The sequence below is a fragment of the Curtobacterium sp. VKM Ac-2861 genome (assembly GCF_013204965.1).
Taxonomy (GTDB): Bacteria; Actinomycetota; Actinomycetes; order Actinomycetales; family Microbacteriaceae; genus Curtobacterium.
Window position 1 is genome coordinate 600,698 of sequence record NZ_JABMLA010000001.1, and the last position, 13,128, is coordinate 613,825.

At 70.5% G+C, this 13,128-nt stretch carries 11 protein-coding genes; 8 read left to right on the forward strand and 3 right to left on the reverse strand.

Going from position 1 to position 13,128, the window contains the following annotated elements; genetic code table 11:
• The first annotated feature begins 4 nt into the window (after positions 1-4).
• The 4 genes from secD (at position 5) to HQQ88_RS02770 (ending at position 5,510) form a co-directional block, all read left to right on the forward strand.
• Positions 5-1,756, forward strand: a complete 1,752-nt coding sequence (secD, locus tag HQQ88_RS02755; protein ID WP_123292812.1) for a protein translocase subunit SecD — start codon at positions 5-7, stop codon at positions 1,754-1,756.
• Positions 1,756-2,769, forward strand: coding sequence for a protein translocase subunit SecF (secF, locus tag HQQ88_RS02760; protein WP_173168573.1), 1,014 nt, complete (start codon positions 1,756-1,758; stop codon positions 2,767-2,769). The genes secD and secF overlap by 1 nt, the downstream gene beginning before the upstream one ends.
• On the forward strand, positions 2,769-3,116 hold the full coding sequence (locus HQQ88_RS02765) for a rhodanese-like domain-containing protein (RefSeq protein ID WP_173168574.1): 348 nt from the start codon (positions 2,769-2,771) through the stop codon (positions 3,114-3,116). Before secF ends, HQQ88_RS02765 begins: the two co-directional genes overlap by 1 nt.
• A 69-nt stretch (positions 3,117-3,185) precedes the next feature.
• Positions 3,186-5,510: a bifunctional (p)ppGpp synthetase/guanosine-3',5'-bis(diphosphate) 3'-pyrophosphohydrolase gene (locus tag HQQ88_RS02770; protein WP_228505676.1), complete on the forward strand. Its 2,325-nt coding sequence runs from the start codon at positions 3,186-3,188 to the stop codon at positions 5,508-5,510.
• 369 nt (positions 5,511-5,879) lie between these two features.
• Here the strand turns inward: HQQ88_RS02770 and HQQ88_RS02775 are convergent, their stop codons facing one another.
• The 3 genes from HQQ88_RS02775 to deoC form a co-directional block, all read right to left on the reverse strand.
• On the reverse strand, positions 5,880-6,461 hold the full coding sequence (locus HQQ88_RS02775) for a type IV toxin-antitoxin system AbiEi family antitoxin (protein ID WP_173168575.1): 582 nt from the start codon (positions 6,459-6,461) through the stop codon (positions 5,880-5,882).
• 136 nt (positions 6,462-6,597) lie between these two features.
• Positions 6,598-7,551: an ROK family protein gene (locus HQQ88_RS02780; protein WP_173168576.1), complete on the reverse strand. Its 954-nt coding sequence runs from the start codon at positions 7,549-7,551 to the stop codon at positions 6,598-6,600.
• A 137-nt stretch (positions 7,552-7,688) separates the two neighbouring features.
• Positions 7,689-8,420 carry a deoxyribose-phosphate aldolase gene (deoC, locus tag HQQ88_RS02785; RefSeq protein ID WP_123294426.1) on the reverse strand — a complete coding sequence of 244 codons (732 nt, stop codon included), beginning with the start codon at positions 8,418-8,420 and terminating at the stop codon, positions 7,689-7,691.
• Positions 8,421-8,463: 43 nt separating this feature from the next.
• Between deoC and HQQ88_RS02790 the strand changes: the two genes are divergently transcribed.
• The 4 genes from HQQ88_RS02790 (at position 8,464) to HQQ88_RS02805 (ending at position 12,662) form a co-directional block, all read left to right on the forward strand.
• Entirely contained in the window at positions 8,464-9,996 is a 1,533-nt protein-coding gene (locus tag HQQ88_RS02790; protein WP_123294425.1) for an SDR family oxidoreductase, read from the forward strand.
• On the forward strand, positions 9,993-10,577 hold the full coding sequence (locus HQQ88_RS02795) for a GDSL-type esterase/lipase family protein (protein ID WP_123294424.1): 585 nt from the start codon (positions 9,993-9,995) through the stop codon (positions 10,575-10,577). Before HQQ88_RS02790 ends, HQQ88_RS02795 begins: the two co-directional genes overlap by 4 nt.
• A complete protein-coding gene (locus tag HQQ88_RS02800) occupies positions 10,577-11,011 on the forward strand; it encodes a DUF6804 family protein (RefSeq protein ID WP_173168577.1) in 435 nt (144 codons plus the stop codon). The genes HQQ88_RS02795 and HQQ88_RS02800 overlap by 1 nt, the downstream gene beginning before the upstream one ends.
• A gap of 97 nt (positions 11,012-11,108) precedes the next feature.
• Entirely contained in the window at positions 11,109-12,662 is a 1,554-nt protein-coding gene (locus tag HQQ88_RS02805; RefSeq protein WP_123294423.1) for a stealth conserved region 3 domain-containing protein, read from the forward strand.
• The last annotated feature ends 466 nt before the right edge of the window (positions 12,663-13,128 follow it).

Here is a 13,128-nt window from a genome sequence, read left to right on the forward strand (position 1 = left end):
ACCGGTGGCACGATCGACACCCGTCAAGAAGGCGCTGCGCTCGCTCACCTGGTTGGTGATCCTGATGGCGATCCTCGCCGGCCTGAACACCGCCGCGACGATCCTCGCCGGCAGCTCGAAGGACGACACGGACAAGTGGTACCAGGGCGCGAGCTGGGTACCGGAGCTCGCACTCGACCTGCAGGGCGGCACGCAGCTGACCCTCGCGGCGCAGAACACCGAGGGCGACTCGGTCACCTCGCAGCAGCTGCAGCAGGCGGTGGAGATCATCCGCCAGCGCATCAACGCCACCGGCGTCTCCGAGACCGAGATCAACACGCAGGGTGCGAACAACATCGTCGTGTCGATCCCCGGTCGGCCCGACAAGGCCACGATCGACCGCATCGAGGCAGCGGCGAAGCTGACGTTCCGCCCCGTGCTCTTCACCGAGGCCGCGACGAACTCCGCCGTCGGTGACGACGGGAAGTCCACCGCCTCGCCGACGCCGTACTCGCCGCCCGCATCGCTCGCGGCGACGCCGAGCGCGAAGCCGACGAACGCCAGCGACGTCAACTGGATCACCCCGGCGCTGCAGGACCTGTACACCAACTACAACTGCGCGGCTCCGGACGACGTCACCTCGGCTCCGGACGACGAGCCCCTCGTCACGTGTGACGCCGACGGTGCGTCGAAGTACATCCTCGGCCCGGTCGAGGTCTCCGGTGCGAACATCAGCAACGCCACCTCGGGTCTGGCCACCGACTCGCAGGGCACGTCGACGGGCCAGTGGGCCGTCAACCTGACCTTCGACGGCCAGGGCACGAAGGACTTCCGCACCGTCACGAACCGCCTCGTCTCGCTGCAGGCACCGCAGAACCAGTTCGCGATCGTGCTGGACGGCTCGGTCATCACGGCCCCGTCCACGAACTCCGCCATCACCAACGGCAAGGCGCAGATCACCGGCTCGTTCACGGCCGAGTCGTCGAAGACGCTCGCCGACCAGCTCAAGTACGGTGCACTGCCGATCAACTTCCAGGTGCAGTCGAACGAGAACATCTCGGCGACGCTCGGCACGGCGCAGCTCATCGGCGGTCTCGTCGCGGGCCTGATCGGCCTCGGCCTGGTGATCATCTACTCCGTCATCCAGTACCGGGCGCTCGCGTTCGTCACGGTGCTCTCGCTCGGAGTGGCCGCCGTCCTGACCTACCTGGTCATCGCGATCATGTCCTGGCGCGTCGACTACCGCCTGTCCTTGGCGGGTGTGGCGGGTCTGATCGTCGCGATCGGCATCACGGCGGACTCGTTCATCGTCTACTTCGAACGCATCCGTGACGAACTCCGCGACGGTCGTGCACTCGAGAGTGCGGTCGAGTCCGGCTGGAAGCGTGCACTCCGCACGATCCTCGCGTCCGACGCGGTGAACTTCCTCGCCGCCGTCACCCTGTACGTGCTCGCGGTCGCCGACGTGAAGGGCTTCGCGTTCACGCTGCTCCTCACGACGCTGATCGACATCGTGGTGGTCGCGCTCTTCACCCACCCGATGATGCAGCTCATCTCCCGCACCCGGTTCTTCGGCGAGGGGCACAAGTTCAGCGGGCTCGACCCAGCGGCGCTCGGTGCGGTCTACAAGGGGCGTGCGCAGTTCCGCGCCCCCGTGGTGGACGGCAAGCGCCAGCGCAGTGCCGGTGAGGCGCAGCGCCGACAGACGATCGCGGAGCGGAAGGCCCAGCAGGCCTCCGGCGACAACGGCTCGACGCCGGACGGGAAGGACGACTGATGGCCAGCTTCAGCCAGTTCGGCAGCGACCTCTACACGGGGAAGCGGTCGTACGACATCATCGGACGACGCAAGACCTGGTACCTCATCGCGCTCATCATGATCGTGATCTCGCTCGCCACCCCGTGGCTGCGCGGCGGGTACCAGCTCGGCATCGAGTTCACCGGTGGTTCCGAGTTCACCCTGTCGGACGTCGAGAACACCGACCAGAGCATCGCGACGGACACCGTCGAGCGGGTCGTCTCGGACGAGATCCCGCGCGTCTCCCAGCTCGGAACGCACGGCATCCGCGTGCAGACCGGCCAGCTCACCGACCGTCAGACGACCGAGGTGCAGGACGCCCTGGCCGAGGCGTACAACGTGCCGGAGAGCCAGGTCGCGGCGACGTTCATCGGTGCCACGTGGGGTGCCGACGTGCTCGCCCAGGCGATCCGCGGTCTGGTGATCTTCCTCGCCCTGGCCGCCGTGTTCATGACGCTGTACTTCCGTACCTGGAAGATGTCGCTCTCCGCGATGGCCGCGCTGCTGCACGACCTGTTGATCACGGCCGGTGTCTACGGCATCGTCGGGCTCGAGGTCACGCCCGCGGCGGTGATCGGGTTCCTGACGATCCTCGGGTACTCGCTCTACGACACCGTGGTGGTCTTCGACAAGGTGCGTGAGAACACCGCGCAGGAGTCGATCCGCACGTTCAAGCAGTCGGTGAACCTCGCGGTGAACCAGACGCTCGTCCGCTCGATCAACACCTCGGTCGTGGCGCTGCTGCCGGTCGCGGCGATCCTGTTCATCGGGTCGTACGTGCTCGGTGCCGGCACGCTCCGCGACATCTCGCTCGCACTGTTCATCGGCATCATCGTCGGTACCTACTCGACGATCTTCATCGCGTCGCCGATGTACGCCCAGCTGCGCGAGAACGAGCCGAAGATCAAGCAGGCCGACGCCAAGAAGATCCAGGCGGCCGAGAAGCGCCAGCGCGAGGTCGACGCCGACGCCGACGCGAAGGCGACCGCCTGATGCCGATCGAGATCACCGAGGTCGACGTCGCCGAGGCGCGTCGTCGGCTCGAGTCGGGGTCGCGGCTGTTCGACGTCCGTGAGCAGGGGGAGTGGGACGCGGTCCACGCTCCCGAGGCCACGCTCGTCCCGATGTCCGAGCTGGTGAACCGCTGGCAGGAGATCGACGGCGGCGACGAACCGGCGATCATCGTCTGCCACTCGGGTGCTCGTTCGGCCCGGGTGGTCGCGGCACTCGAACAGTCCGGTGTCTCCGCGGTCAACCTGACCGGCGGCATGGTCGCCTGGGAGCAGTCCGGCGCACCGGTGGTCCGCGACGCCCAGGGCGAACCGGGTCACGAGCACTGACCGGACACGCGTAGTGTTGGCGGATCGAGCTCGGATCGAGCTCTCGGACCGAGTCCTGGGAGGCGCATCATGACGGACACCCGCGAAGAGCCGTCCGCGCCGAGCCGTCCCGGCTCCGCCCAGCGGCCGACCAGCCCCCTCGGACCGAACACGACGGGCAACCTCGGTTCCCTCCGGTCGCTGCTGCCGCGCCTGTTCTCCCGCGCCCAGCCGGCCGGTGCCGTGGACACCCTGATCCGCACGGTGCGCTCGCACCATCCCAAGGCCGACGTCACGCTCATCGAGCGCGCGTACTCCGTCGCCGAGCGCGCGCACGACGGTCAGAAGCGCAAGTCCGGCGAGCCGTACATCACACACCCCGTCGCGGTCGCCCAGATCCTGGCCGACCTGGGCATCGGGCCGATCACGATCGCCGCCGCGCTGCTCCACGACACGGTCGAGGACACCGACTACCAGCTCGACCAGCTGCAGGTCGACTTCGGCGACGAGATCGCCATGCTCGTCGACGGCGTCACGAAGCTCGACAAGGTCAAGTACGGCGACAGCGCCCAGGCCGAGACGGTCCGCAAGATGGTCATCGCGATGTCGAAGGACATCCGCGTGCTGGTCATCAAGCTCGCCGACCGGCTGCACAACGCCCGCACCTGGGGCTTCGTCGAGTCCACCTCCGCCACCCGCAAGGCGAAGGAGACGCTCGAGATCTACGCGCCCCTCGCGCACCGGCTCGGCATCCAGATGATCAAGCTCGAGCTCGAGGACCTGTCGTTCGCGGTCCTGCACCCGAAGCTCTACGTCGAGATCGACAGCCTGGTCAAGGAACGCCAGCCGAAGCGCGAGCAGTTCGTCCAGAACGTCATCGGCACGCTCAAGAAGGACCTGAAGGCCGCGAAGGTCCGCGGCGAGGTCATGGGGCGGCCGAAGCAGTACTACTCGATCTACCAGAAGATGATCGTTCGGGGTCGCGAGTTCGACGAGATCTACGACCTCGTCGGCATCCGGGTGCTCGTGCCGACGGTGCGCGACTGCTACGCCATGCTCGGTTCGGTGCACGCGCGGTGGACGCCGCTGCCCGGCCGGTTCAAGGACTACATCGCGACGCCGAAGTTCAACCTGTACCAGTCGCTGCACACCAGCGTGCTCGGGCCGCAGGGGCGCCCGGTCGAGATCCAGATCCGCACGCACGAGATGCACCAGCGCGCCGAGTTCGGTGTCGCCGCGCACTGGAAGTACAAGCAGCGTGCCGCCGGCCGCGACGTCGGGACCTCGTCGACCACCGACGACCAGGACATGGCGTGGCTCGCGCACATCACCGACTGGCAGGCCGAGACGAGCGACCCGGGGGAGTTCCTCGACTCGCTCCGCTACGAGATCGGCGCGAAGGAGACCTACGTCTTCACGCCGCAGGGCAAGGTCATCGGCCTGCCCGCCGGCGCCACCCCGGTGGACTTCGCGTACGCCGTGCACACCGAGGTCGGGCACCGCACCATGGGCGCCAAGGTCAACGGTCGCCTCGTCCCGCTCGAGAGTTCGCTGTCGAGCGGCGACGTCGTCGAGATCTTCACGTCGAAGAACCCCGACTCCGGTCCGTCGCAGGACTGGCTGAAGTTCGTCAAGAGCCCGCGGGCGCGCAACAAGATCAAGCAGTGGTTCACCAAGGAGCGCCGCGAAGAGGCGATCGAGCAGGGCCGCGACGCCATCGCCCGCGCCGTGCGCAAGCAGAACCTGCCGCTCCAGCGGATCATGAGCCAGGACACCATCGCCGAGGTCGCCTCGTCGATGCGGTACGACGACGTCTCGGCCCTGTACGCCGCGGTCGGCGAGGGGCACGTCTCGACGCAGTCGGTCATCGAGAAGGTCCTGGGCAGCGTCCAGAGCGACACCGAGACCGACGAGCCGGAGCTCACGTTCCCGCGCCAGGTCACGAGCCGTCAGCTGCGCACGAGCGACAGCGGCGTGTTGGTGCGCGGTGCGCCGGACATCCTGGTGAAGCTCGCGAAGTGCTGCACGCCGGTGCCGGGCGACCAGATCGTGGGGTTCATCACCCGCGGGCAGGGTGTCTCGGTGCACCAGTCGTCGTGCACGAACGTCAAGTCCCTGATGAACGAGCCCGACCGGATGATCGAGGTCGAGTGGGCCCCGTCGTCGAAGTCGGTGTTCCTCGTGCAGATCCAGATCGAGGCGCTCGATCGGTCGGGGCTGCTCAGCGACGTCACCCGGGTGCTCACCGACCACCACGTCAACATCCTGTCGGCGACGGTCTCGACCTCGTCCGACCGGTTGGCGCTCAGTCGGTTCGTGTTCGAGATGGGTGACACCATCCACCTCGACCGGGTGCTGAACGCGGTCCGACGCATCGACGCCGTCTACGACGTCTACCGCGTCAGCGCCGGCTGAGCACGGCCACCGCCGCGGCAGTGCCCCGCGTGGCACGACCATCCGTCGGTCGCGACACGTCGCGCGGGCCCCGTCGACCGGTCACAAACCGTCGGCTGCGGCCCCGCCGACCGACAGTTCGCGACCACTCGGCGGACGCGAGCGGGGTGTAGTGACCGCTCGCACGCTCCGGACGGGAGGCCCGTGGCGCCCCCGCCCCGCGCCTCCCGCCCGACGTCCGGCCGACGCCCGACCATCCGCCGGTCGTGACTCGTCGCGCGGGCCCCGTCGACCGGTCACAAACCGTCGGCTGCGGCCCCGCCGACCGACAGTTCGCGACCACTCGGCGGACGCGAGCGGGGTGTTGTGACCGCTCGCACCCGCGACGCACTACCGGACAGCGCCCCCAGCGCCCCCAGCGGCGTCCTGCAGCCCCCGCAACCGCCGCTCGGCCTGCCGCACCATCGGGATCGTCCCGAGGGCGGTCAGCCGCACCTGCAGTTCGGCCGCGGTGACCGCCCCGATCGCCAGCAGCCCGTGCACGGCCGTCGCCTCGGCCTCCCCGAACGCGCCGGCCGAGAGGCCCGGCATCCGGAGCAGGTCGACCGCGGTCCGCGCCGGCATCGTGACCCGCAGCCCTCCGAGGACGGCGCTGTCGTCAGCCTGGATCCGGACCTCCCGCAGGCGCACGTCCGGCCCGACGTGCACGCGGACCTGCGGCGGGATGCAGGCCTCGAGCGGCGCCGGCAGTCTGGACGCCGCACCCCAGATCCACGCGGCCGTCAGGGTGCAGGCGATCAGCCGCCCATCCAGCAGGACCCAGGCGGCAGCGGCGGCACGCAACGACGGCGTCTGCGGCTCGGCAGGGGAGGCCCAGCACGGTCCGACTGGGACGAGCTCGCCGGCGAGGACCGCCGCACGCAGCTCGGGCTCCGGCCAGTCGTCACTGGTCAGAAGTCGCGGGCGGGGCACCCGCACATCCTGCCCGACCTGCGCACGCGACCGACATGCCTGTGGACAAGCCGCGGACCGGCCTGGAGGCCCGTGCGGGCCCGCACCGCGCCTCCAGGCCGTCGCCGGTCACTTCCACGGCGCGGGCCGCTCGCGCTCAGCGCAGGACGTCGGCGCGGTGCACGAGTGCCGCGGCGCCGATGAGCGGGCCGTCCTGCGACAGCGCCGTCGGCACGATGCGCACCTTCGTCACGAACCCGAACTCGACGCGCTCCGCCACCGCTTCGCGTGCGTACTCGAACAGGTCCGGCGTGACGTGGGAGAACCCGCCGCCGACCGCCACGACCTCGAGGTCGACGAGGCTCGTCGCCGCTGCGATCGCCTGCCCGAGCGCCCGTCCGCTGCGCTTGACCGCGGCGACCGCGATCTCGTCGCCGGCCGCGTACGCCGCCGACAGTTCTTCGCCGGTGGACCCGTCGAACCCCTGGCGCTGCGCCCAGGCGACGGTCTTCGGGCCGCTGGCGATCGCCTCGAGGCAGCCGGTGCCGCCGCAGGCGCACGGATCGTCGTAGCCGCCGCACTCCACGTGCCCGATGTGCCCGGCGTTGCCCGTCGGGCCGCTGACGGTGCGGCCGTGCAGGATGAGCCCACCGCCGACGCCCGTCGACACGATCATGCCCATGACGTGGTCGTACCCCTGGGCCGCACCGACCCAGTGCTCGGCCAGCGTGATCGCCAGGCCGTCCATGCGCAGCGTGACCGGCACGCCCTCGGGCACGAGCGCGGCGATGCGATCGCGCAGCGGGTGGCCGCGCCACACCGGCATGTTGAGCGGGGAGACCAGGCCGTGCTCCTCGTCGACGGGGCCGGCCGAGCCGACCCCGACGCCGACCAGGGTCGCGTCGGTGGGGACCGTGGCCAGCGCGCTCGTCACGACCTCGTCGACGGCGGCCTGCAGCTCGTCGGACGTGCGCTGCGGCCCGGTGGGGCTGCGGAAGCGCGTGCCCGGCAGGACGACGCCCTGGTCGGTGACGAGGGCGGCCTCGACCTTGGTGCCGCCGAGGTCGACGGCGAGTGCGAGGGCGGGGGACTGGGGTGCGGTGCTGGACATGCGCGCTCCGATGCGGCGGTCTGGAGGCCCGGGGCGACTCCCGGACGCGGCGTCGCGTCCGGTGCGCCCCGGCCTGGCAGGTGGTGGGTCGGTCGGGTCAGGTCGTCGTGCGGTGGATCAGGTCGTGTCGCGGTGGGTCAGTAGGAGCTGGTGTCGTCGCCCTGCGACGACGCAGCCCCGGTCTCGACGCGGTGCGCGACCTCGTCGAGGATGCGCGCGGACGCACTCGTGCCGATGCGGTTCGCCCCGGCGTCCACCATCTCGAGCAGGGTGTCGAGCCCGCGGACACCGCCCGAGGCCTTCACGCCCGTGTCGGCACCGACCGTGCGGCGCATCAGCGCGATGTGCTCGGTCGTCGCCCCGCCGCCGGCGAACCCGGTGGAGGTCTTCACGAACGCGGCACCGGCGGACTGCGCGGCACGCGAGGCTGCGACGATCTCGTCATCGGTCAGGAACGCGGTCTCGAGGATCACCTTGACGACGGTGGACCCGGCGGCGTCGACGACGGCGCGGACGTCCTGCTCGACGCGCTCCCAGTCGCCGGACTTCGCGGCGCCGATGTTCTGCACCATGTCGAGCTCGAAGGCACCGTCGGCCAGGGCCTGCAGCGACTCGGCGACCTTGGCCGCGGTGGACGTGGTGCCGTGCGGGAAGCCGATGACCGTCCCGACGCCGACGCCGGTGCCCTGGAGACGCCCGACGGCGTAGGCGACGTCGCTGGGCCGGACGCACACGCTGAAGACCCGGTACGCGGCGGCTTCGTCGAGCTGGGCGTCGACGTCCGAGCGGGTGAGCTCGGGCTTCAGGATCGCGTGGTCGATGAGGCCGCGGACGGCATCGGCGGTGACGGGGAAGGCTGCGTTGTCCACCCGGCAAGCCTACCCGTCAGGCGTGCCGCGTAGCGTTCCGGGCATGCAGGTCCTCGTCACCGGCGCCACCGGGTACATCGGCGGTCGTCTCGTCCCCCGTCTCCTCGAAGCCGGACACTCCGTGCGCGTGTTCGTGCGCAACCCCCGGAAGCTCCAGGACGTCCCGTGGAGCAGCGACGTCGACGTCGCCGAAGGAGACCTGCAGGACGCCGACGCGGTCCGCGCCGCGGTCGACGGCGTCGAGGCCGTGTACTACCTCGCCCACGCGATGGGTGCCGACGGCGACTTCGAGTCCGCGGAACGGCAGGCGGCCGAGACGATGGCGCACGAGGCGAAGCGTGCCGGTGTCAGCCGGTTCGTCTACCTGGGCGGCCTGCACCCCGACGGCGACCTGTCGAAGCACCTGCGCAGCCGGAAGGAGGTGGGGGAGATCCTCCTCCACTCCGGCGTGCCGACCATCGCCTACCAGGCCGGCGTCGTCATCGGTTCCGGCAGCACCTCGTTCGAGATGATCCGGCACGTGACCGACGTCCTGCCGTGGATGCCGGCTCCGCGCTGGGTGCGCAACCGCATCCAGCCGATCGCCGTGCGCGACGTCCTGTACTACCTGGTCGCGGCGCTCGACGTCCCCGCCGACGTCAACCGCACCTTCGACATCGGCGGACCGGACGTCCTGCGCTACGGGCAGATGCTCAACGGCTACGCGGTCGAGGCGAAGCTGCGGCAGCGCCCGATCACGGTCCTGCCGGTGCTCACCCCGCGCCTCGCCGCACACTGGTTCAACGCCGTCACGCCGATCCCGCGCAAGCTCGCGACGCCGATCATCGAGTCGCTGCAGTTCGAGTGCGTCCAGCGCGAGCACGACATCGACGACGTCGTCCCGCAGCCCGAGGGCGGGCTCACGTCGTACCGCCGAGCGGTCCGACTCGCACTGAACAAGATGCGCTCCGGCGAGGTGCAGACGAGCTGGCGGAGCGCCACCCTGTCGAGCGCCTCGGCCGACCCGATGCCGACCGACCCGGACTGGGCCGGCCACACCGTCTACGTCGACGACCGGAAGCGGCACTCGACCGCCTCGGCGGAGGACGTCTGGCGCGTCGTCGAGTCGATCGGCGGCGAGAACGGCTGGTACTCGTTCCCGCTGGCCTGGGTCGCCCGCGGCTGGATGGACAAGGTCGCCGGCGGCGTCGGGCTCAGCCGTGGTCGTCGTGACCAGGACCGACTCGAGCAGGGCGACGCCCTCGACTGGTGGCGCGTGGAACGCCTCGAGCGCGGGCACTACCTGCGGCTCCGCGCCGAGTTCAAGTCACCCGGGCGCGCCTGGCTCGAGATGACCGTGACCCCGAACCCCGAGGGCGGCAGCGACTACCACCAGCGGGCGATCTACTTCCCGCAGGGCCTGCCCGGCCGGCTGTACTGGTACGGGATCCTGCCCTTCCACGGGATCATCTTCCCCGGCATGGTCGAGCGCATCACCGCGGCCGCCGAGCGCGAGTCGGACAACACCGAGTCGACGCAGCGCAACCGGACCCAGCACAATGGGAGTCCGGAACCGGCGAACGAGGAGGCAGCATGACCGAGGAACGCAGTCCCGTCCTGTTCCTGGGGGACAGCATCACGGCCCAGGGGTCGTGGGACAGCTGGCTCCCCGACGAGCAGACCCTGAACCAGGGCATCAGCGGTGACACGACGGACGGCGTGCTCGCACGGCTCGACGCGGTCGTCGCCGAACAGCCCGAGGTGATCGTGCTGCTGATCGGCACGAACGACTTCGGCAACCACCGGGCGAGCGCCGAACACGTCGTCCGCAACGTCGAGACGATCCTCGTCACCCTGCGGCGCGAGCTGCCCGGTGTCCGCCTGCTGCTCGTCTCCGTCCTGCCCCGCCAGGCCGAGTACACGGCGAAGATCGAGGAGGCGAACCGGCACCTGCGGCAGTTCGTCGCGACCTGCCACGCGCAGTACCTCGACGCCTGGCCCGCGCTGGCCGACGGCGACCACCTCGACGACCGCTTCACCGACGACGGCCTGCACCTCACCGACGAGGGCTACCGGGCCTACCTCGGCGAGCTGGTCCCCGCGCTCGAGCGTGTGCGGGGTCTCCCGCCGATGTCCCGGTCCTTCACGGCCATCGACCTCGACGAGGCCCCCGCCTGATGGCTACCCGCAAGGGACGACCCCCGGTGGGGTCGTCGCAGAACGGCGTGCCCGCCGCACCGGTCCGACCGACCGCGGGGACGACGAACACCCGTGCCACCCCGGGGTTCACCCGGCCGGCACTCGCGCCGTCGCTCATCGCCGCGATCGTCCTGCTCGCCTGCGTGGCGATCATCGACTCGTCCGGCTTCGTCTTCGCCCGCTGGGGCATCACGGTGCTGTCCCTCATCGTGCTCGTCTTCGCGGTGCGGGGGAAGACGTGGTGGGCCGCCGTGCTGATGGCCGCCGTCGCCGTCTGCTGGAACCCCCTGGTCACGGTGCCGATCCCCGGCCAGGTGTGGGCCGCGTTGCAGATCCTGGCTGCCGCCCTGTTCATCGTGGTGGGCATCGCCGTCAAGGTGCCGCGCGAGGCGGACGCACCCCGGGCCTCCTGACCGGCTCCGCTGACCGCCTGCGGAACCGACCGGGCGGGCGGACGGTAGGATCGCAGGGTCGGGTACAGGACCCGGCAGCACGACCCGAAGGGCATGGATGAACGACGAGACCGAGCCGGTGACCGAGAGTCCTCTGCTGACCCCTCGACCGTCCTCCGGCGGTCTCGACCGGCCCGACGTCGTCGTCCGCAAGGGGCGCCTGACGCTGCTCAACGGTCACCTGACGCCGCAGCAGTCGATGATCGAGGACCTTCTGTTCCTGGACGACGCGCTGACCGAGGCCGACGTCGACCACCTGCTCATCCGCGGCAACGACGAGCGTCCGGTCATCGCGATCGACGAGCGCGACCGGCAGCGTGCCGAGAGCGCCGTCATGGCCGCCGCCGTCAACGAACCGTTCTACGCGAAGCCGCCGGGCGAACCGGCCGTGCTCGTGCAGGACGACGGCCTCGGGCCGGTCGACGAGCCGGTACTGCGTGTGTTCCGCCCGCGCCTGGAGCCCCTCGGTCGTCTGCGCTACGGCGCCGAGACGAGCGTGCAGCTCGAGTTCTGGCGACTCACCGACACCGAGGTGCTCGCGCCCGTCGAGAACGCGCTGATGCGCCGCAGCCTGCCGGTCGACGAGTTCGTGCTCGTCGACATCGAGCGCTACGGCCGCACCTGGCGCACCGTCGAGCACATGTTCGACGACCACGTCTCCGACATCCGGTTCCCGATCGACATCGTCTTCTCGTGGGTCGACGGCAACGCCATCGAGTACCAGCGCGCCCGCCAGGCAGCGCAGGCGACGGCCGTCCTGGGCGAGGGCGACGACGCCCCCGCACGGTTCCGCCAGATCGACGAGCTCAAGTACGCACTCCGCTCGGTGCACACGTTCGCACCGTGGATCCGCCAGATCTACATCGCCACCGACTCACCCGCTCCGCACTGGCTCGCTGACCACCCCAAGGTCCGCATCGTGCGCAGCGAGGAGTTCTTCGCCGACCCGTCCGTGCTGCCGACGCACAACTCGCAGGCCGTCGAGTCGCAGCTGCACCACATACCGGGCATCAGCGAGCACTTCATCTACTCGAACGACGACATGTTCTTCGGCCGCACCGTCGACCCCTCGGTGTTCTTCAGCCCGGGGTCGGTGTCGAAGTTCATCCTCGCCACCACCCGCATCGGCCTCGGCGTGAACAACGCCGCGCGCAGCGGGTTCGAGAACTCTGCTCGGGTCAACCGTCGCCTGTTGCAGCAGCGGTTCGGCGCGGTCACCACCCGGCACCTCGAGCACGCGCCCACCCCGCTCCGGTCGTCGATCATGACGGAGATGGAGCACGAGTTCGCCGACGAGTTCCGTGCCACGGCGGCGTCGCGCTTCCGTGCTGCCGAGAACATCTCGGTCACCAACTCGCTCTACCACTACTACTCGTTGCTCACGGGTCGGGCGATCACGCAGGAGAACGCCGACGTCCGCTACATCGACACCACGATGCAGTCCGGGCTGCGATCGCTCGACGAGTTGCTCAAGAAGCGGAACGCGGACTTCTTCTGCCTGAACGACGGCAGTTTCCCGGAGGTCAGCGACGAGGAGCGGACGCAGCGCGTGACCGACTTCCTCGAGCGCTACTTCCCCTTCCCCGCGCCGTGGGAGCGCCCCGGCGCTTAGGACGCGCGAGCGTCCTGCCGGGGCGCTCCGGGCGAGCCTGCGAGCCCGGCGCCGAAACCCAGCGACGCGCTCCGGGCGAGCCTGCGAGCCCGGCGCCGAAGCCCAGCGACGCGCTCCGGGCGAGCCTGCGAGCCCGGCGCCGAAGCCCAGCCACGCGCTCCGGGCTCGGCGCCGACCGCCGTCCGCCGACCGGTCACGGCCTGTCGGCGCCCGCCCCGTCAGACGACGCAAGCTGACCACTCGACACACATCTCGCGGTGGGTCATGACCACCGGCCGGACGGGAGGCCCGTGGCGACCCCGCCACGCGCCTCCCGTCCGCCCCGCCCCGCCCCGTCGCCGACCGCCGACCGGTCGCGGCCTGTCGGCGCCCGCCCCGTCAGACGACGCGAGCTGACCGCTCGACACACGTCTCGCGGTGGGTCGTGACCACCGGCCGGACGGGAGGCCCGTAGCGGCCCCGCCAC

Bases quoted from the DNA above. Each gene is read 5' to 3' on its own strand.
- secF (WP_173168573.1), top strand. From the start codon at position 1,756: ATGGCCAGCTTCAGCCAGTTCGGCAGCGACCTCTACACGGGGAAGCGG.
- HQQ88_RS02765 (WP_173168574.1), top strand. From the start codon at position 2,769: ATGCCGATCGAGATCACCGAGGTCGACGTCGCCGAGGCGCGTCGTCGG.
- HQQ88_RS02770 (WP_228505676.1), top strand. From the start codon at position 3,186: ATGACGGACACCCGCGAAGAGCCGTCCGCGCCGAGCCGTCCCGGCTCC.
- HQQ88_RS02780 (WP_173168576.1), bottom strand. From the start codon at position 7,551: ATGTCCAGCACCGCACCCCAGTCCCCCGCCCTCGCACTCGCCGTCGAC.
- HQQ88_RS02790 (WP_123294425.1), top strand. From the start codon at position 8,464: ATGCAGGTCCTCGTCACCGGCGCCACCGGGTACATCGGCGGTCGTCTC.
- HQQ88_RS02795 (WP_123294424.1), top strand. From the start codon at position 9,993: ATGACCGAGGAACGCAGTCCCGTCCTGTTCCTGGGGGACAGCATCACG.
- HQQ88_RS02800 (WP_173168577.1), top strand. From the start codon at position 10,577: ATGGCTACCCGCAAGGGACGACCCCCGGTGGGGTCGTCGCAGAACGGC.
- HQQ88_RS02805 (WP_123294423.1), top strand. From the start codon at position 11,109: ATGAACGACGAGACCGAGCCGGTGACCGAGAGTCCTCTGCTGACCCCT.